General features: G+C 64.5%; 17 protein-coding genes. 8 read left to right on the plus strand and 9 right to left on the minus strand.

What is annotated here, in order from left to right:
- The 5 genes from L630_RS0114535 to L630_RS0114555 form a co-directional block, all read right to left on the minus strand.
- Positions 1-226: helix-turn-helix domain-containing protein (locus L630_RS0114535; protein WP_024848974.1), on the minus strand; the 226-nt coding region annotated here is incomplete at its 3' end.
- Between the two features lie 146 nt (positions 227-372).
- Complete coding sequence (locus L630_RS0114540) at positions 373-2442, minus strand: membrane protein (protein WP_024848975.1); 2070 nt, start codon at positions 2440-2442, stop codon at positions 373-375.
- Positions 2443-2457: 15 nt separating this feature from the next.
- Complete coding sequence (locus L630_RS0114545) at positions 2458-5262, minus strand: DUF4159 domain-containing protein (RefSeq protein ID WP_024848976.1); 2805 nt, start codon at positions 5260-5262, stop codon at positions 2458-2460.
- A complete protein-coding gene (locus L630_RS0114550) occupies positions 5262-6170 on the minus strand; it encodes a DUF58 domain-containing protein (protein WP_024848977.1) in 909 nt (302 codons plus the stop codon). The genes L630_RS0114545 and L630_RS0114550 overlap by 1 nt, the downstream gene beginning before the upstream one ends.
- The gene (locus tag L630_RS0114555) at positions 6170-7180 is read right to left on the minus strand and encodes a MoxR family ATPase (RefSeq protein ID WP_024848978.1); all 1011 of its coding nucleotides are present in this window, start codon (positions 7178-7180) and stop codon (positions 6170-6172) included. Before L630_RS0114555 ends, L630_RS0114550 begins: the two co-directional genes overlap by 1 nt.
- 119 nt (positions 7181-7299) lie before the next feature.
- Here L630_RS0114555 and L630_RS0114560 point away from each other — a divergent pair, with 119 nt between their 5' ends.
- The 3 genes from L630_RS0114560 to L630_RS0114570 are packed head-to-tail and all read left to right on the plus strand — an operon-like array spanning position 7300 to position 9823.
- Positions 7300-7929 (plus strand): DUF1285 domain-containing protein, encoded by a 630-nt coding sequence (locus L630_RS0114560; protein ID WP_245263753.1) that lies wholly within the window; start codon positions 7300-7302, stop codon positions 7927-7929.
- Positions 7926-8558 carry a CoA pyrophosphatase gene (locus L630_RS0114565; protein WP_024848980.1) on the plus strand — a complete coding sequence of 211 codons (633 nt, stop codon included), beginning with the start codon at positions 7926-7928 and terminating at the stop codon, positions 8556-8558. Before L630_RS0114560 ends, L630_RS0114565 begins: the two co-directional genes overlap by 4 nt.
- Positions 8555-9823 carry a CCA tRNA nucleotidyltransferase gene (locus L630_RS0114570; RefSeq protein WP_024848981.1) on the plus strand — a complete coding sequence of 423 codons (1269 nt, stop codon included), beginning with the start codon at positions 8555-8557 and terminating at the stop codon, positions 9821-9823. The genes L630_RS0114565 and L630_RS0114570 overlap by 4 nt, the downstream gene beginning before the upstream one ends.
- Here the strand turns inward: L630_RS0114570 and L630_RS0114575 are convergent.
- The 3 genes from L630_RS0114575 to hemF form a co-directional block, all read right to left on the minus strand.
- On the minus strand, positions 9820-10005 hold the full coding sequence (locus tag L630_RS0114575) for a DUF1059 domain-containing protein (protein WP_024848982.1): 186 nt from the start codon (positions 10003-10005) through the stop codon (positions 9820-9822). The genes L630_RS0114570 and L630_RS0114575 overlap by 4 nt on opposite strands.
- 131 nt (positions 10006-10136) lie before the next feature.
- Positions 10137-10925: an alpha/beta hydrolase gene (locus tag L630_RS0114580; RefSeq protein WP_024848983.1), complete on the minus strand. Its 789-nt coding sequence runs from the start codon at positions 10923-10925 to the stop codon at positions 10137-10139.
- A gap of 281 nt (positions 10926-11206) precedes the next feature.
- Positions 11207-12121 carry an oxygen-dependent coproporphyrinogen oxidase gene (hemF, locus tag L630_RS0114585; protein WP_024848984.1) on the minus strand — a complete coding sequence of 305 codons (915 nt, stop codon included), beginning with the start codon at positions 12119-12121 and terminating at the stop codon, positions 11207-11209.
- A 115-nt stretch (positions 12122-12236) separates the two neighbouring features.
- Here hemF and L630_RS22510 point away from each other — a divergent pair, with 115 nt between their 5' ends.
- A complete protein-coding gene (locus L630_RS22510; protein WP_084466061.1) occupies positions 12237-12494 on the plus strand; it encodes a hypothetical protein in 258 nt (85 codons plus the stop codon).
- On the opposite strand, the gene L630_RS0114590 is transcribed toward L630_RS22510, so the two are convergent.
- A complete protein-coding gene (locus L630_RS0114590; protein ID WP_024848985.1) occupies positions 12463-12948 on the minus strand; it encodes a tRNA (cytidine(34)-2'-O)-methyltransferase in 486 nt (161 codons plus the stop codon). The genes L630_RS22510 and L630_RS0114590 overlap by 32 nt on opposite strands.
- Positions 12949-13585: 637 nt before the next feature.
- Between L630_RS0114590 and L630_RS0114600 the strand changes: the two genes are divergently transcribed.
- The 4 genes from L630_RS0114600 (at position 13586) to petA (ending at position 18464) form a co-directional block, all read left to right on the plus strand.
- On the plus strand, positions 13586-15457 hold the full coding sequence (locus L630_RS0114600; RefSeq protein WP_024848986.1) for an ABC transporter ATP-binding protein: 1872 nt from the start codon (positions 13586-13588) through the stop codon (positions 15455-15457).
- Positions 15454-17346: an ABC transporter ATP-binding protein gene (locus tag L630_RS0114605; RefSeq protein WP_024848987.1), complete on the plus strand. Its 1893-nt coding sequence runs from the start codon at positions 15454-15456 to the stop codon at positions 17344-17346. The genes L630_RS0114600 and L630_RS0114605 overlap by 4 nt, the downstream gene beginning before the upstream one ends.
- 9 nt (positions 17347-17355) lie before the next feature.
- Positions 17356-17682, plus strand: a complete 327-nt coding sequence (locus L630_RS0114610) for a DUF6665 family protein (protein ID WP_024848988.1) — start codon at positions 17356-17358, stop codon at positions 17680-17682.
- 218 nt (positions 17683-17900) lie between these two features.
- Positions 17901-18464 carry a ubiquinol-cytochrome c reductase iron-sulfur subunit gene (gene petA / locus L630_RS0114615; RefSeq protein ID WP_024848989.1) on the plus strand — a complete coding sequence of 188 codons (564 nt, stop codon included), beginning with the start codon at positions 17901-17903 and terminating at the stop codon, positions 18462-18464.
- Positions 18465-18477: the final 13 nt, after the last annotated feature.

Consider the following 18477-nt stretch of genomic DNA (forward strand, 5'->3'; position numbering starts at 1 on the left):
TCTCTATCAGGCCCAGAATGAAGGCCTCGTGCGCATCGAGCTTCGATCGTGACGGTTGGCCCTGCTTGCGCGCTTCCGTTTCGCCTGTCTCGCGATAGCGCCGATACCAGGCCCCGGCCGTTGAGATCCCGATACGGAAGCGTCGTGCCGCCTCCCGCGTCGAAACCCCATCTTCAATCGCCGCAATAACTCGACCGCGAAGGTCCCCGCTCAAGCTCCTCGTCATCACCACCCTCCTGGCAAATCACCAAGAGCAGTGAATCAGACTAAACTGATCCCGTGAATCCTCAAACCGACTCTGTGTTCATAAAAGATGCTCTAGCTGCGGAGTAGAGCCATTCAGCCCTCACTCCCTCGTCGCTAATCTTCTTATTACCTGCCTTCGCGGTACCACATCGCGCCGAACGCCAGCAGAAGTGCTGCGAGGCCGAAGAAGCCCGCAAACAGCGGCACACGGCTGACCGACTTCAGCACGCTGTCATTGGTGGTGCGAAGGCCGATCCAGTCGCGGCCCGACGCAACCGCACCGGTACGAACCGGCACGATCCCGGGAACGCTGACATTGCCGGTGAGCGTTTGGCCGAGCCGGCGCACGCTGCCGCCGGATGCGTCGGCGGCAGGCTGAAGCACTTCGGTCGTCGAGACCGTGTCCTGAAACTCGGGCGCGTTGACGGGACCGACATGGGCAAGCGCCGTCAGGTCGCCGTTGGCGATCTGGTAGAGACCGATTTCGTCGACTTCCAGCGATCCGGTGAACAGGCCGGGCTCCGATGATGCCAGGTTCACGTCGATGCGCCGGCCGGACGGCGTCAGCACCGATGCCGGGCCAGGATCATCGCTCATCGTCTGGCGGATGATGTCGAGCGTCATGCCACGGCCGGAGGCGGTCAGGCGCTCTTCCTCGAGTTCCGGTTCCTTCATCAGCCAGTGGGCGATGCGGCGGTAGAGCGAGACGTGCGGCCCGCCGCCTTCAAAACCGCGCGCCCACAGCCAGCCCTGGTCCGACAGGAGCATGCCGACGCGGCCGTCACCCTTGCGGTCGAGCACCAGCAGCGGCCGGTCCGCGCCCTGCAGCACGACATGGCCCTCGGGTTGCTGGATATCGATCAGCCGGAACCAGCGGCTCCACTGCGGCGGCTCCGACGCCGAACCCTCAAGACCGCGCGTCACCGGATGACGCTCGCCGTCTTCGGTCAGGCGCGGATAGAACCCTTCCTCGATGACCGTGCCGGTCGGCAGGGCCGGCAGCGCCGAGATCAGGGGCGTGCGCGCGATCGACTGGTTGCCGGCATATTCAGGGCCCGCCGCAATCAGCAGCGCGCCGCCATTCTCCACGTACTCGGCGATGTAGTCGTAGTAGAGGATCGGCAGCACGTCGCGGTGCTGGTAGCGGTCGAAAATGATCAGGTCGAAGTCGTTCACCCGCTCAACGAACAGCTCGCGCGTCGGGAAGGCGATCAACGACAGCTCATGGATCGGCGTGCCGTCCTGCTTTTCAGGTGGGCGCAGAATGGTGAAGTGGACGAGATCGACCGAAGCGTCGGACTTCAGCAGGTTGCGCCAGGTGCGCTCGCCGGCATGCGGCTCGCCGGAAACGAGCAGCACGCGCAGGTTCTCGCGGATGCCGTCGAGCACGGCGATGGTGCGGTTGTTGGTGCCCGTCAGCTCGCCCGGCGCAGTGGGGATCGTCAGCTCGACAATGTTCTTGCCGGCGTTCGGCACGACGATGTTCATCGTCATCGGCTGCCCGATGCGCGCCTCGCGGTTGACGACGAAGTTGCCGTTGATCCGCACCTCGACCGGCACCGTGCCGGTCTGGCCGTCGTTGGAGATGACGCGATAAGTCATCTCGACAGGTTTGCCGACGATGCCGAAGCGCGGCGCGCGCTCGAAGCGGATGCGGCGGTCGAACTCGCCTTCCTCGCCGGTCACAAGCACATGCAGCGGTGCGCTGATGCTGCCGGGATCGGCAGGCACGTCGTGCACCTGGCCGTCAGTCACCATGATCGCACCGGCAACGCGGGAGGGCGGCACGTCGCGGAAGGCGGAATCGATCTCGTGGAAGAGGCGGGTCTGTGTACGGTCGTCAGCAGCGTCCGCACGACCGGCCTCGACCACGCGCACGTCGAACTGCGGGAAGCGCGACAGCCGAGCGCGAAGTTCCTCAACCGCGGCGTCGGTCGTTGCCATGCGGTCGCCGATGTCCTGGCTCTGGCTGCGGTCGACCACCAGCGCAACGACGCTCTGCAGCGGCTCGCGCTCCTCATCGAGAAGCACCGGATTCGCGAGGGCGATGCCGAGCGCGGCCAGCGCGGCAACACGCAGGAACGAGCCGCGCATTCGCAGGAACAGTGAAGCGAACACCAGCAGCGCCACCGGCACCATGATGGCGGCGATCCAGATCCATGACAGTAGCGGCTCGAAGGAGAGCGACCAGTTCATGTCCGACTCTCCATGCTACTGCCCCAGCCGTTCGAGCAGGGCAGGGACGTGCACCTGGTCGGATTTGTAGTTGCCGGTCAGCATGTACATCATGATGTTGACGCCGCCGCGGAAGGCATAGATCCGTTGCATCGGATCGTTCGGCACGGTCGGGTAGAGCGGCGCGCCGGCGTCATCGATTGCCCACGCGCCGGCAAGATCGTTGGCGGTGATCATGATTGGTGTGACGCCGTCGCCGGTGCGCACGGGCCGGTTCTCGGCATTGGAGGCGTCGAGCGAGGCTTCGACCCAAAGCGGGCTGCCGGAGAAGCGACCCGGAAACTCGGGCATGATGAAGAAGGTCTTGGTCAGCACATGATCGGCCGGCACCGGCTCGAGCGGCGGCACGTTCATGGATGCGAGGATGTCGCGCAGGCGCTGGGTTGCGGGGCTGGCGGAAGCGGAGTCGATGCCGGTCGAATACTGGTCGCGGGTATCGAACAGCACCGTGCCGCCTTCACGCATGTAGGCGTCGACGCGCGCAAGGGCTGCTTCCGACGGCAGCGGCGCGCTGTCGTCGATCGGCCAGTAGATCAGCGGATAGAACGAAAGTTCATCGGTCTCAATGTCGACACCGGCTGGCTCGCCGGGTTCCAGCGCCGTCTTCTCGATCAGGTATTGCGACAGGCCTGTGAGACCGGCGCGGCTGACGGCATCGATCGAACTGTTGCCGGTGATGACATAGGCGATGCGGGTGTCGGTGATGGCCGAGATCGCCGACTCGTCATCGATCTGGTCCTGTGCCTCGGAGGGCGATGGCACGCCGGCGATGAGGCCGAGTACGAGGAACGCTGCTGTTGCGGCCGGGGCCTTCCTGACCGGCCGGCGTGCGAGGTAGCCGCCGATCCAGAACACCGCGAGCGTGTCGAGGAGCATCAGGAGAACGGCTGCTGCAAACAGCGGACCGCGCAGGTCGACCGACTGGTCGAAGGCATAGGAAGCTTCCGAAACCGGGATTGTTACCGACGGCCGGGTGATCGGCAGGAACGTAGCGTCGCTCCCGAGCAGGTTGTGCGCGACGACGCCTTCGTCGCTGCCATAGAAGCCGGGCGGGTTTTCGATGGTGACAGCAGCGTTGGCAGTTGGCTGAAGCGGCCGGGCATCAGGACCCGGAGGCACGAGCTCGCCGTCGGCGCTCACGATGCGGAACGGCGGCAACGATGCCGGGACGCCGCCGGCGCTGGCGTCGATGCGGCCCTGGTTGCGCGACAGCTGGACGATCCGGCGCAGCATTTCGACGAAGGTGCCGGAGATCGGCAGGTTCGACCACGTTGCCGACGGTGTCGTGTGGAACAGGACGAGCGTGCCCTGGCCGCGCGTGGCGCCGGTGACCAGGGGCGTACCGTCGGCGAGGCTCGCCCAGGTGCGCTCAACGATGTCGGAGGTGGGCTCTGCCAGCACCTGCCGGGTGACGGTGACCTCTTCCGGCGGCGGCAGGTCGGCGAACGGGCTGCCCTGCGGGAATTCTGCAACCGGCTGCGGCTCGGTCCAGGACAAGGCACCGCCCATCGCGCGCTCACCGATACGCAGGCGAACGGGAAGCAGTTCCTCGTCGTTGCCGGCGGCGGCAAGCCGCGAGCCCGCAAAGCGCACAAGCGTGCCGCCGTCTTGCAGCCACTCGATCAGCTGCGCCCGCGCGCTGTCCGGCAGCGTGCCGACATCGGCCATGACGATCATAGCCGGACGTTGTTCGAGAAGCTGCGGGATGGCCTCGGCAAGATCAGTGCTCTGCGGCTGGACGAGATCGGCGAACGGCTCCAGCGCGCGGCGGATGTAATAGAGCGGCGACAGCAGCGGCTGCGCTTGGTCAGCCTCGGCCTGCGAGATCAGGCCAACGCGACGGCGACGCGAGTTCTCGTCGAGCAGACGGATGCCCGCTGCATGCGGCTGGCCGTCGACGGTGATTGCGACGAAATCGTTGCGCAGCTCGAACGGCACCCGGAACTCGCCAGTAGCGGTCGTCTCGTTCGCGGCGAAGGCAACGGTCGTCTCGGCGATGCGGCGACCCCGGTCGTCCAGCGCGCCGGCAACGACCTGTCGCGGCAGCGTGTCGGTCGAGGGGCGGATAGCTGTGAAGGTGAAGCTCTCGGCGCTGTTGGTGTTGGCGCTGATGCCGACCATGTCGAGCCGGTTCGGCCCGATCCAGATCAGGCTGCCAGCGTTCTCGGACAGGAGCGTCTGAAATGCCTGCTCGTCTCCCGGCGCTTCGAGGCCATCGGTTAGAACGGCGACCGTCGCGCCGGGCAGCGTGCCAAGCGCGTCGGCGACGCGGCCAAAGACCGCCTGCCGGTCGACCGGGACCGGGCGCGGCTCGGCGGCGGCAAGGCGCTCGCGTGCGGTCGCCACGTCGAACGGGCCGATCTCGGCGTTGGGCTGCTCGGCGGTGAGAGCGAGGAGGATCGGCTGCCCTGCCGCGTCATCGATCAGCCGCTCTGCGGTCGCGACGCGGACATCCCAGTCCGGAGCGCTGGCCCAGCCGTTGTCGATGACGAGCGCCAGCGAGTTGCCGCCCACAGCAGTCGCCTCGCGCGGATTGAGAACCGGCTGCGCCAGCGCGAAGATGACCAGCGCGGCCATCAGCAGGCGCAGGAGAGTCAGCCACCACGGGCTCTGGTGTGGCGTTTCTTCCTTGCGAAGCACGCGTGCGAGAATGCGCAGCGGGGGAAAGATTTCTTCCTGCGGGCGCGGCGGAGTCAGCCGCAGCAGCCACCAGATCGCCGGAAGGGCGAGGAGACCCAGCAGGATGGCCGGTGCGCCGAAGGAAAGCGGCAGGAAGCCCATCAGGTGCCTCCGTAACCGACGTCTGTGGTAAGGGCCATGTGCACGCTGACCAGTGCTTCCGACGCTAGCCGGTCAGTGTGGTTGACCGTGTAGCTCCAGCCGAGCTTGCGGCACCAGGAGGACAGCTCCTCGCGCCGCGCAGTGTAGACGCGGCGGTAGTCCTCGGCGATGGTCTCGGCACGGCCGGCGGTCAGCTTCTCGCCGCTCTCGGGATCGCGGAACTCGGTGCGCCCGGAATAGGGGAAGGTTTCTTCGGCCGGATCGGAAATTTCGATTAGGTGGGCGCGCACGCCGCGGCGCGCCAGCGCATCAAGCCATTCCTGTGTTTCTTCGACCGGATCGAGGAAGTCGCTGGCGATGATGATGTCGCTGAACCGGCGCAGCTGCGAAAGCTCCGGGCGGGATGGAAGCTCGGGCGCGTGGATGAGGCGCGCGGCAAGCCGCTCGGCGCCGTTGCGCGAGCTGATCGGGTCGGTGAGCCCCGGCCAGCCGATGCGCTCGCCGCTGCGGGACAGAAGCTCGGCAAGGGCGAAGATCAGCACCAGCGCGCGCGCTTCCTTGGAAACGGTTGCACCGCGTGACTTGTAGAGCATCGACGGCGACGGGTCCGCCCACAGCCAGATGGTGTGCGCGGCCTCCCACTCCTTGTCGCGGACATAGACATGGTCGTCACGGGCGGAGCGGCGCCAGTCGATGCGCGACATCGACTCGCCGTCGACATAGGGACGGAACTGCCAGAAATTCTCGCCGATGCCCCGGCGGCGGCGGCCGTGCCAGCCGGAGATGACAGTGTTGGTGACGCGCTGCGCCTCGACCAGAAGGTCTGGGATGAGCGATGCACGCTGTCGGGCGCGGGCGAGCGCGTCGCGGGTCGCGACCGGTGCAGACGCCTCGCCGATCCGTGCCATTACCCTGCCGCTTTCACCAGTTGCGCGATCACGTTGCGGACGCTGATGCCTTCGGCACGCGCCGCGAAAGTCAGCGCCATGCGATGCTGGAGCACGGGTTCGGCCAGAGCCTTCACGTCATCGATCGACGGCGCAAGCCGCCCGTCATAGAGCGCACGGGCACGGGCGCAGAGCGTCAGCGCCTGGCTCGCGCGCGGGCCGGGACCCCAGGCGACGCGGCGGTCGGTTTCGGGATTGCCCTGGCCCGGACGCGCGGAGCGAACCAGCCTGAGAATCGCCTCGACCACGCTGTCCGGCACCGGCATGCGGCGGATGAGCGACTGGATTTCCTTGAGGCGTTCGGCGTTGAGAACGTTGACGGCGCGCGCATCGGCGACACCGGTGGTCTCCAGCAGGATACGGCGCTCGGCGTCGATGTCCGGATAGAGGATGTCGACCTGCATCAGGAAGCGGTCGAGCTGCGCCTCGGGGAGAGGATAAGTGCCTTCCTGTTCGAGCGGGTTCTGGGTTGCCAGCACGTGGAAGGGGGAGGGCAGGTCGTGCCGCTCGCCGGCCACGGTCACGTGATATTCCTGCATCGACTGCAGCAGCGCCGACTGCGTGCGGGGCGAGGCACGGTTGATCTCGTCGGCCATCAGCAGCTGGGCGAAGATCGGCCCCTTGATGAAGCGGAACGAGCGGCGGCCCGACGCATCCTGCTCCATCACTTCGGAGCCGAGGATGTCCGACGGCATCAGGTCAGGCGTGAACTGGATGCGGCGGCCGTCGAGGCCGAGGACGATGCCGAGGGTTTCAACGAGCTTGGTCTTGGCGAGGCCCGGCACGCCGACGAGCAGCGCATGGCCGCCGGCAAGAATCGCCACCAGCGTGCGCTCGATCACGTCGTGCTGGCCAAAGATCACCTGTCCGACCGCCTCGCGAACCCGCGAGATGTCGGCCAGCGCTGCCTCGGCCTGAGCAACCAGATCCTTCTCGGTAGGCGCAGTTTCCGGCTGGGGGGTAGCGTTCATGGAAACAGTTCCTCGTCAGTTTCGACATGGCCGCGCGCTGGCGATCCAGGCAGGTTCAACTTAAAACACGCAATTAGGCTGACAAGCGCAACAACAGTGACTATTTCGTGACGATGGCGATGCGCACAGATAATGAACACGGCGGACTGGGCAAGGCTGCGGATGCGGCGGGGCTGGAGGCGCTCATTTCACGCGCGGCCCGCGCTGGCAAGGGGCTGCCGCCCGTCGATCGCTGGAACCCCGAATTTTGCGGCGACATCGACATGGAGATCAGGCGCGATGGCACCTGGTTCTACATGGGAACGCCCATTGGCCGCCCGGCGCTGATGCAGTTGTTCTCCTCGGTGTTGCGCAAGGACGAAGACGGCAAGACCTATCTCGTCACGCCGGTCGAAAAGGTCGGCATCCGCGTCGAGGACGCGCATTTCATTGCCGTCGAGGTGAACCTCAGCAATCTCGGGCCTGACCAAGTGCTCACCTTCCGCACCAATGTCGGCGACGTGGTCGAGGCAGGACCGGACAATCCGATCCGCTTCGTCGACGAGGACGAGACCGGCGGCATGAAACCGTATCTTCTGGTTCGCGGGCGGCTCGAGGCACTGGTTTCGCGCGCGGTGATGTACGAGCTCGTCACCTACGGCGAAGAGGTCGAAATCGACGGCATGGCAATGTTCGCGGTGCGCTCCAAAGGTGCGGTGTTTCCGATGATGTCGATGGAGAAGCTGGAGGCACTTAGCGCCGGCTCATGACGATCGATACCCTCCCACGCTTCACTGCAGCGGATTTTCGCCGCCGCGCCGCCGTTCATCAGCTGCCGCGCGAGCAGAACGTTTACGGCGATCACCGGCTGAACCCCGATCTCGCGTCGCTGTTCGTGCACGACCAGCTGCGCGATGCGGCGGTGCTCGTTCCGGTCGTCGACCGCGCGGGCGAAGCGAGCGTGATCCTGACCCAGCGCGCGGCGAAGCTGCGCTCGCACTCAGGCGAGATCGCATTCCCAGGCGGGCGGCTCGACCCGACTGATCCAACGCCGGAATACGCGGCGCTGCGGGAGACCGAAGAAGAAATCGGCCTCAACTCGGACTTCATCGAAGTGGTGGGGCGGCTGCCGGACTATGTCACCGGCTCTGGCTTCCGCATCGTGCCGGTGCTGTCGGTAGTGAAGCCCGACTTCATGCTGACCATCAACGAGGACGAGGTGGCGGATGCCTTTGAGGTGCCGCTGTCCTTCCTGATGGACCCGGCAAATCACGTTCGCGGCAGCCGCATCTGGAACAACCGGGAGCGGTTCTTCTACCGGATGCCCTTTGGCGAGCGGAACATCTGGGGTGTTACCGCCGGCATCATCCGGGTGGTTTACGAAAGGCTTTATGCGTGAGCGGAGTTTCGATTGCGGCCCGGGCCGAGTGGCTGGCCGACGCCAATTTGCAGCGGCTGCTTGCGGCGCTGTCAGCGGACGGCGAGGAGGCGCGCATTGCTGGCGGCGCGGTGCGCAACACGCTGCTTGGCGAGCCGGTGTCCGACATCGACATCGCAACGACCACCACGCCAGATGAGACTGAGCAGCGGGCGCAGGACGCCGGCTTTCGTACCGTGCCGACCGGCAAGGAGCACGGCACCATCACCGTGATCGCCGACGGGCGCGGCTATGAGGTGACGACGCTGCGCGCCGATGTCGAGACCGACGGCCGACATGCCCGGGTAGCCTTCGGCAAGGACTGGAAGCGCGATGCCGAGCGCCGCGACTTCACGATCAACGCGCTCTATGCGCGAGCCAACGGCGAGGTGGTCGATCTGGTCGGCGGACTGCCTGATCTCGAGACCCGTACACTGCGCTTCATCGGCGATGCCGACGCGCGCATTCGCGAGGATTACCTGCGTATCTTGCGCTTCTTCCGGTTCTTTGCCTGGTACGGCAAGGGGCGCCCGGATGCGGACGGTTTGCGTGCCTCGGCGCGTTTGAAGGACGGTCTGGCGCGGCTCTCGGCCGAGCGGATCTGGTCGGAACTCAAGAAGCTTCTGTCGGCGCCAGACCCGTCACGAGCGCTGCTATGGATGCGCCAAGCCGGCGTGCTGACGCAGATTCTGCCCGAGAGCGAGAAATGGGGGATCGACGCGATCCACGGGCTCATCGCGACAGAAAAAGACCTCGGCTGGCAGGTTGACCCGATGCTGCGGCTGGCCTCGCTTCTTCCGCCTGTCCAGGAGAAGCTGGAGGCGATGGCGGAGCGGCTGCGGATGTCGAAGGCAGAAGCTGCCAAACTGACCAGCTGGGCCGCAGCCGGATCGGCCAGCCACACGACCAGCGAACTGGCCTTGTCCAAGCAGCTCTACCTAGGGGACGTTTGCGGCACCGCTTATCGCCTCAAGCTGGCGCTCGCTGCAGCGCGGGCACGTGCTCAGCAGGAAGATGCCGCGCTGGTCGAGGCCGGCGGCTATTCCAGGCAGCTGAAATTCCTGGACGGGTGGACGAAGCCCGCATTCCCGATCAACGGCGGCGACCTGCTAAAACTGGGTGCAGCGCCGGGGAAGGCGATGGGTGAGAGCCTGAAGGCGCTCGAAAAGGAGTGGATGGACAGCGGCTTTCGCATGGAACGCGACGCGCTGCTTGCGCGCGCCGCAGAATTGATCGCCGCGTCCTAGGCTACCGTGTTTTCCGGCACGATCCGCGAGCGGATCGCCTCGATCATGGTTTCGCGGATCACGGTTTCGCCGTGGGTTTCGCGCATGTGCTCGACTGCCCGGCGCATCACTTCCGCTTCTTCTTCATGCCTGGTGTGCCATTCGCAACCGGGGACGAGCGAACCGCAATGAAATTCCTTCATTGGTCTTCTCCCTGTGTTGTGCCGATACAGAAGGACTGGATGGCGAAGGTCGCCATCCGGGCATCGGCTCCGGTCCGCTTAATATAGCGCCTTGGGCACCGATGAGTAGGCTGGAAGAAGCTTTGTGATCGTCAGGGCAGGGGACGCGGCGCCTCGCGCACGGGAGTCGCCCCGAGCCATTCCGCAACGATGCGAACGTCCTCATCGCCAAGGTTGTGCCCGGTGCCGATCACCCTTGCATCCACCTTCGCCCCGCAGGATGCGAGCATCTTTTGCAAGCGATCCGCGAAGGGGTAGTAGAGCTTGTCGTTCTCGCCGGCGATGGTCAGGAACTTCGAGTTGCTGAGGTCGACCTTCGGGGCATCAGCCAGCACCGGCATCGGCCGCAGCAGCACGGCCTTCGTGACGATGCCAGGATAGAGCTGCGTCATCGCCGCGATCAGGTTGGCGCCGTTGGAGTAGCCGAGGAAGGTTGCCGATGACAGGTCCAGCTTCAGCTCCTGCGCCTTGCTGCGCATGAACTCGACGAAGGCCGTGGCTTCCGCGCGCACGTCCTGCTGGTCGAACTCGGTCGGGGTCAACCGCTTGTACCAACGCTTCACGCCGTTCTGCACGACGCGGCCCCGCACGCCGATCAGCGTGGCATCCGGCGCGATGCGCGAGGCGAGGTCGACCAAGGTCGACTCGTCGCCGCCCGAGCCGTGCATGAGGATCATGACGCGGCCGCTCGCGTTCTGCGGCTTGATGAGCTTGTAAGCGAAGGTAGCTTCGCGAGTAACGGATTCAGCCGGGGCCGACACCTTCTTCGTCTCCGTGACGAGATCGTTTGCCGCGAACGTAGGAAGCGTTGCGGTCAGAAGAAGGGCGGTGCTGAAAAAGAGTGAGGGTAGGGACGGCATGATCGCGATCCTGATGCTCAATTCTTTACCATCCGGTTACCAAACCAAAACGTGATCGGGCACCGACTGAGGGCATGGACGCGAAGGAACGGCCGCCCTCAATCGGCCGTCTTCCCAAGCCCGAAAAACGCTCTATTCCTGATGTTTCAGTTTGTCACGCGGCGTGAATGGCACGCAAAGCGCCGGCAAAAGAAAAAGGCCCGTCGCCGGGCCTATTCTTCAGCATATTTTTGTTTGGTTTCCGCAGCATAGCAGATGGTGTTGCTTGCCGGCATCACCCGGAAACTTTGATGTTGGTGCCGTTACGGCCACTTCACCTCTGGCGGGAGGCTCGACAGGATCGAGTTGACATTGCCGCCGGTTTTCAGCCCGAAAATCGTGCCGCGGTCGTAGAGCAGGTTGAACTCTACATAGCGGCCGCGGCGGACCAGCTGCTCCTCGCGGTCGGCCTCAGTCCAGTTCTCGTTGAAGTTCTTGCGGACGAGGTGGTTGTAGACGATCTGGAAGGTGCGGCCGACGTCCTGCGTGAAGCGGAAATCGGCTTCCCAGCCGCCCTTTTCCTCGGGCGTCTTCAGCCAGTCATAAAAGATGCCGCCAATGCCGCGGGGCTCGTTGCGGTGCGGCAGGAAGAAGTACTCGTCGCACCACTGCTTGAAGCGCGGGTAGTCGGCGACGTTCGGGTGCTTGTCGCAGACGAACTTCATCGCCTTGTGGAAGGCAACGGTGTCCGGATCCTCCTGCGTACGCCGGCGGTCGAGCACCGGCGTCAGGTCCGCGCCGCCGCCGAACCACTGACGTGTGGTCACCACCATGCGCGTGTTCATGTGCACCGCAGGCACGTTCGGATTCTGCGGATGGGCGATCAGCGAGATGCCCGAAGCCCAGAAACGCGGGTCTTCCTCGGCACCGGGGATCTGCTTGCGGAACTCTGGCGAGAACTCACCCCAGACAGTCGAGCAGTGGACGCCAACTTTTTCGAAGACGCGGCCGTACATCATCGACATGACGCCGCCGCCGCCCTTGCCGCCATCGCGCTCCCAAGGGGTGCGCTCGAAACGGCCAGGCGCCCAGCTCGAAAGCGGGCCTGTCAGGTCGTCCTCGATCTTCTCGAAGCAATCGCAAATGCGGTCACGCAACTCCTCGAACCACGCCTTGGCGATTGCCTTCTTTTCCTCGATCCCCTCGGGCAGCCCTGGCGGCAACTCTGGACGCTGCATCAACGCTCTCCTGCGCCATTGCCGGTCATGCCGGTTGGCGAATTTGACTCGCAAAACTCAAGCCCGATCCCTAATCTGTTGTCGGAAAGGGTCAAGGTAATTTCGGGAGATACCAGTGAGAGTACCTCCAAGACCTCCACTTGACGGCCTCAGACGCAGCCTTGAACGAGGCCGCGGCGAGACAGGCCGACGGCCCAAGGACGGCTTCGTCCGCGAGACCTTCACTCTTCCGCGACTGGCGGCACGCGAAAAGGCGCGCGAGTGGTTCAACCGCTGGCCGAAACAGGCCTACTGGACCGAGATCGAGAGCTGGTGCGAGCGTCCCGACGACGTCATCCAGTTCACGATCCGCCGATTGCCCACTGCGGACTGACCTGGCGCAGCGCTTCGCCGGCCGCCATCGCGGTGCAGATGGCGAGGTTCAGGCTGCGCGCGCCAGGCCGCATGGTGATGTTGAGTTGGGCGTCGACGACCTGATGCACGATGTCCGGCACGCCAGCCGACTCGCGGCCGAACAGAAGGATGTCACCCTCGCGGAAGGCAAAGCTCGTGTAGGGCGTGCTGGACTTCGTCGTGAACAGCAGCAGCCGGCGGCCTTCAGCCATCTGCCACTCCCGAAACGCGTCCCACGAGACGTGCCGCGTCAGCGCCGCCATTTCCAGATAGTCCATGCCGGCGCGCTTCAATGCCCGGTCCGACATGTCGAAGCCGGCCGGCTCGATGATGTCGACGGCAAGGCCAAGGCATGCGGCCATGCGCAGGATCGTGCCGGTGTTGCCGGGAATGTCGGGCTGGTAGAGCGCGATGCGAAGCGGCGGTGTGGTCATCTGAACATTCTGGTCCAAAACAGGCTGTCCGAATGGCAGCGGCAAAGCTTTGCCGCAAGTCCTGGCTGCCAAAACCTTGTAAATCCAGTCATTGCGGCAGTGACGAGCGGACGTTACGTCATCCGGCATGGCCATCTGGTCAAAATGGGTGTATATGAGGCGCCTTCTGAACTCGAACCGCATGGAGGCGGGGATGGACTACGGTTTCAGCTTCGTCATCGCTGGGCGCCTGCGCAGCGCGCGCATCGCCTGACGGCGGTATCGGTTCGACCTCTCCCCAGCTTCTGAGCACAGGCACGGTCGCGATTCCGCCGGACGTTTCATCCCGTTCGATCAAGGAATCTGACCATGCCATCCGGTATCAAGAAGCACGGGCTCAATGCGCCGTCCGCCCTTTCCGCCGCAATTCCGCCCGCTCCCGTTGCGGACAATGCTGCTGACACCAGTCTGTCACCAGCCTTCCGCAACGTCCTTGGCTCCAGAGGCCGCAATGCTCATCTTCCTGCTCCGGCATTGACGACGGCGCAAGAGATCGCGAAGCGGGCGAAGACAGAAAAACCTTCTGCGGATCCGAAAGGCGCGCCACGCAGCACGCATGTCGGCCCTCGCAGCGGGCACAAGTAGACGAGATTTTTCGATGTATCGCTGGTTCGAAAACCTGCTCAATCCATTCCCGCCGGAAGAACCGGTGGAGCCGCCGCGCACGCTGGTCGCCTTCTGCCTGCACTACACGAAAGGGGCGTGGCCGATCATCATCGTCTCGGCGATCATGACGGCGGCGATCGCGCTTGCCGAGGTGTGGCTTTTCGGCTTCCTCGGCAACATCGTCGACTGGCTGTCGGTGCAGAGCCGGGAAACATTCTTGCAGAACGAGGGCTGGAAGCTCGCCGGCATGGCGTTCATCGTGCTGGTGGTGCTTCCGGGCCTCACCCTGTTCAACTCGCTGACCGAGCACCAGGCGCTGTTCGGCAATTTTCCAATGCGCATCCGCTGGCAGGTGCACCGTTACCTGCTCAAGCAGTCGATGACGTACTACCAGGACGAGTTCGCCGGGCGCATCTCGACCAAGCTGATGCAGACGGCACTCGCGGTGCGCGAATGCGTGGTCAAGCTGATCGACGTCCTCAACTACGTGCTGGTCTACTTCCTCGGCATGCTGTGGCTGGTGGCCTCCGCAGACTGGCGGCTGGCTGCGCCGCTCTGCCTCTGGCTCGCGTGCTACGTACTGCTGCTGCGCTACTACGTGCCGCGCCTTGGCAAGGTCTCGCAGGAGCAGGCCGATGCACGGTCGATGATGACCGGGCGCGTGGTCGACAGCTACGCCAACATCCAGACGGTTAAGCTGTTTAGCCACGCGAAGCGCGAGGCCTCCTATGCCCGCGAGGGCATGGAAGACTTCCTCGTCACCGTGCATCAGATGATGCGGCTGGTGACCAACCTCTACACCCTGCTGATCCTGTCAAACTCGATCCTGCTGTTCGTCGTCGGGGCGATCTCGATCCAGTTGTGGCTGGCGGGGGTGGTGTCGGTGGGTGGCGTCGCGATCGCCATCAGCCTCGTGCTGCGCCTGTGGGGCATGTCGCAATGGATCATGTGGGAGGTCTCGGCCCTGTTCGAGAATGTAGGCACGGTCCAGGACGGCATCCGGTCGATTTCTCTGCCGCGCCTGGTCGATGACAAGCCTAACGCGAAGGAGCTTGTCGTCACGCGAGGCGAGATCGTGTTCGACGACGTCCGCTTCCAATACGGCAAGAAGAAAAGCGTGCTCAACGGCCTGTCGCTCACCATCAAGCCCGGCGAGAAGGTCGGCATCGTCGGGCGCTCCGGCGCCGGGAAGTCGACGCTGGTCAACATCCTGCTGCGCTTCTACGACATCGAGGGCGGCCGGGTGACGCTCGACGGCCAGGACATCACGGAGGTGACGCAGGACTCTCTGCGTGCGCATATCGGTGTGGTGACGCAGGACACCTCGCTGCTGCACCGATCGGTGCGCGACAACATCCGCTACGGCCGGCCCGATGCCACCGACGAGATGGTGCTGGAGGCCGCCCGCAAGGCGGAGGCGATCGACTTCATTGCCGGCCTGTCTGACCCGAACAACCGCAAAGGTCTCGACGCGCATGTCGGCGAGCGCGGCGTGAAGCTCTCGGGCGGCCAGCGGCAGCGCATCGCCATTGCCCGGGTCATGCTGAAGGACGCACCGATCCTGATCCTCGACGAGGCCACCTCGGCGCTCGACTCCGAGGTCGAGGAGGCGATCCAGCAGAATCTCTATCGCCTGATGGAGGGCAAAACGGTGATTGCGATCGCGCACCGGCTGTCGACCATCGCGGCGATGGACCGCCTGATCATCCTGGACAAGGGCGAGGTGATCGAGGAGGGGACCCACGATCAGCTCATTGCCAAGGGCGGTCTCTATGCCCAGTTATGGCAGAGACAGTCCGGCGGCTTCCTGCTGCATGAAGAGGCGCCTGAAGAGACCGAGCAGAAGGAGATCGCTGCCGAGTGAGTCAGCCCCAGACCGACGATCGCAAGGACGACGGCTTCGCCGAGCGCATATGGCGCCGGGCGGAGGGCATCATCGAGCCCTTCGTGGATACTGAGCGGGATGTGCTGCCGCGCGATGCGTGGCAGTTCATCCTGTCCTTCGCCCGCCAGGCGAAGGGGCCGTTCATCCTGCTGCTGATCGTCGGCGGCCTGAACGGCGCCGTCGAGGCGTCAATGTACTGGGCGATCGGCTGGATCATCGACCTGCTCGAGCATTCGTCGCCTGCCCAGCTGCTCGCAGACCACTGGCTGCCGCTGGCAGGCTTCCTGCTGCTGGTGCTGATCGTGCGTGCGTTGGTGATGATCGCCAACACCGTGGTCGAGCAGCAGATCATTGTCCCGTCCTTCTACCAGCTGGTGCGCTGGCAGTCGTTCCGGCGTGTGATCGAGCAGCCATACTCCTTTTATCAGAATGACTTCGCCGGAAGAATTGCGACGAAGATTCTACAAGGTGGCGAAGCGACGGGCGACTTCATCGTCTCGTCGCTGCAGTCGCTGTGGAGCTTCCTGTCCTTCGTCGTCCTGACGACGACGATCCTGATGCTGCTCGATCCGCTGCTGGGGCTGGTGCTGCTCGTGTGGGCGGTTGCCTACGGCTTCACCGCATGGAAGCTGCTGCCGCCGCTGCGCGCCGCGGGCCGCCGCAGCGCCGACGAGCGGTCGATCATGAACGGGCGCCTGGTCGACGCCTTCACCAACATCATGGCGGTAAAACTGTTCGACAGCGGAAGGCGTGAGAACGATTTCGTTCGCGACAGCATGGAAGGCTACCTCGGCGCAGTCCGCGATCTGACGCGGGCGATCACTCGTGTGCGCTCTGCCGTTGCGATCCTCAACGGCATCATGATGGCCGCTGTCTTCCTGTTCGCCCTGCGCGGCTGGATGGGCGGTAGCGCGACCACCGGCGAGATAGCCGCGGCGATGGGGCTGGTGTTCCGGCTCAACCAAATGTCGGGCCATATGATGTTCAATCTCAATGGCTTGATCAGGTCTTTTGCCACGGTGCAAGATGCCACCGGCACTATCTCCGTCAAGCCGACGATCACCGACAAGCCCACTGCGATCGAGATGCCGCGCTCGAAGGGCGAGCTGATCTTCGAGAACGTCTCGTTCCACTACGGCAAGGGCGGCGGCGTCATCGAGAACCTCAACCTGCATATCCGGCCCGGCGAGCGCGTGGCGCTGGTGGGGCCGTCAGGTGCCGGCAAGACGACGCTGGTCAATCTTGCGCTGCGGCTGTTCGATGTCGAAGGCGGGCGCATCCTGCTCGACGGCATCGACATCCGCGATGTCACGCAGGTGTCGCTCAGGGCGCAATTCGGCGTGGTGGCGCAGGATCCGATGCTGATGCATCGCTCGATCCGCGACAACATCGCCTACGGCAAGCCGGGTGCAACGGACGAGGAGGTCATCGAAGCGGCGAAAAGGGCCGCCGCGCATCACTTTATCGTCGGCGTCAGCGATCCGAAGGGCCGCACCGGCTACGACGCCCATGTGGGGGAGCGTGGCGTCAAGCTGTCGGGCGGACAGCGGCAGCGCATCGCCATTGCCCGCATGATGTTGAAGAACGCGCCGATCCTGATCCTCGATGAGGCTACGTCAGCGCTCGATTCCGAGATCGAGGCGGCGATCCAGGAGAACCTCTATCATCTGATGGAGGGGAAGACCGTGATCGCTGTCGCCCACCGGCTCTCCACCATCGCCGCGCTCGACCGGCTGGTCGTCATCGATGAGGGACATATTGTCGAAGAGGGCACCCACGAGGCATTGATCCAGCGAGACGGGCTCTACGCCCAGCTGTGGAAGCGCCAGTCGGGCGGCTTCCTCGCCTCAAGCCTTGCCGCCGAATAAGGATCGTACATGGCACTTAGACCGCCATCACAATACCAGATGAACGCGCTCGGAACTTCCGGCACCGGAGGCGCGGTTCAGTCGCTGGATCACGAGATCCTCGGCGAGAAGGCGGCGACGCTCGGCCGGGCAGGGGATCGGGTCGAGAAGGCGCTGAAGCGGCTTGCTGCCGAGGCGCCCGACTCACCGCAAAGACCCGTCTTGCTCAAGGAGGCGGCTGAAGCGGTCTATGCCTATTTTATCCAAAGGGAATTGTGCGGCATGCGTCGTCATCAGGATGTCATCCGAGAGTATGGAATTCCCGCGGAAGTGCTGGTCCGGCTGGGCGCGTCGTAACCACCTGCATACAGCCGCGACAATCTGCCCATTGAGGGCGCTGATACTGGACAATTGCCCGGCAGGCGCATAGAAACCTTCGCCAAATGCAAGGGGGAATCCGCCAGCCACTGCCAGCTACCCAAGCAAGGGGTATCTGGAGATGGCGGGCAAAACGTGCGTCAGGGTGGCGCATGGGGTTCCTTCTGGCAGGAATAAGGCGAAAGGACCCTGTGCCCGTGAGCGCGAACGAAGCGACCGATCATAACCGCCGCGATTTTCTCTACATCGCTACCGGCATGGCTGGCGTGGTGGCCGTCGGCGGCGCCGCCTGGCCGTTTATCGACCAGATGCGCCCCGATGCTTCTACTCTGGCTTTGGCTACCATCGACGTCGATGTGTCGGGCATTGAGCCAGGCATGTCGGTGACCGCCAAGTGGCGTGGTAAGCCGATCTTCATCCGCAATCGTACGCCGGAGGAGATCGAGGCTGCCCGTGCCGTGCCGCTGGCGGAACTCAAGGATCCGGTTGCTCGCAACGCGAATCTTGACCCGAGCGCCGAGGCAACCGACCAGGCCCGCTCCGCAGGCGAGGGCAAGGAAAACTGGCTCGTCATGATCGGCTCGTGCACCCATCTGGGCTGCGTGCCGCTCGGCCAGTCTGGCGATTTCGGCGGCTGGTTCTGCCCGTGCCACGGCTCGCACTATGACACCGCTGGTCGTATCCGCGTCGGGCCGGCTCCGCAGAACCTGGCGGTTCCGACCTTCCAATTCATTTCCGACACGGTCATCCGGATCGGTTGAGTTTTTAAGAGAG

Source organism: Aminobacter sp. J41 (assembly GCF_000526635.1).
GTDB lineage: Bacteria > Pseudomonadota > Alphaproteobacteria > Rhizobiales > Rhizobiaceae > Aerobium.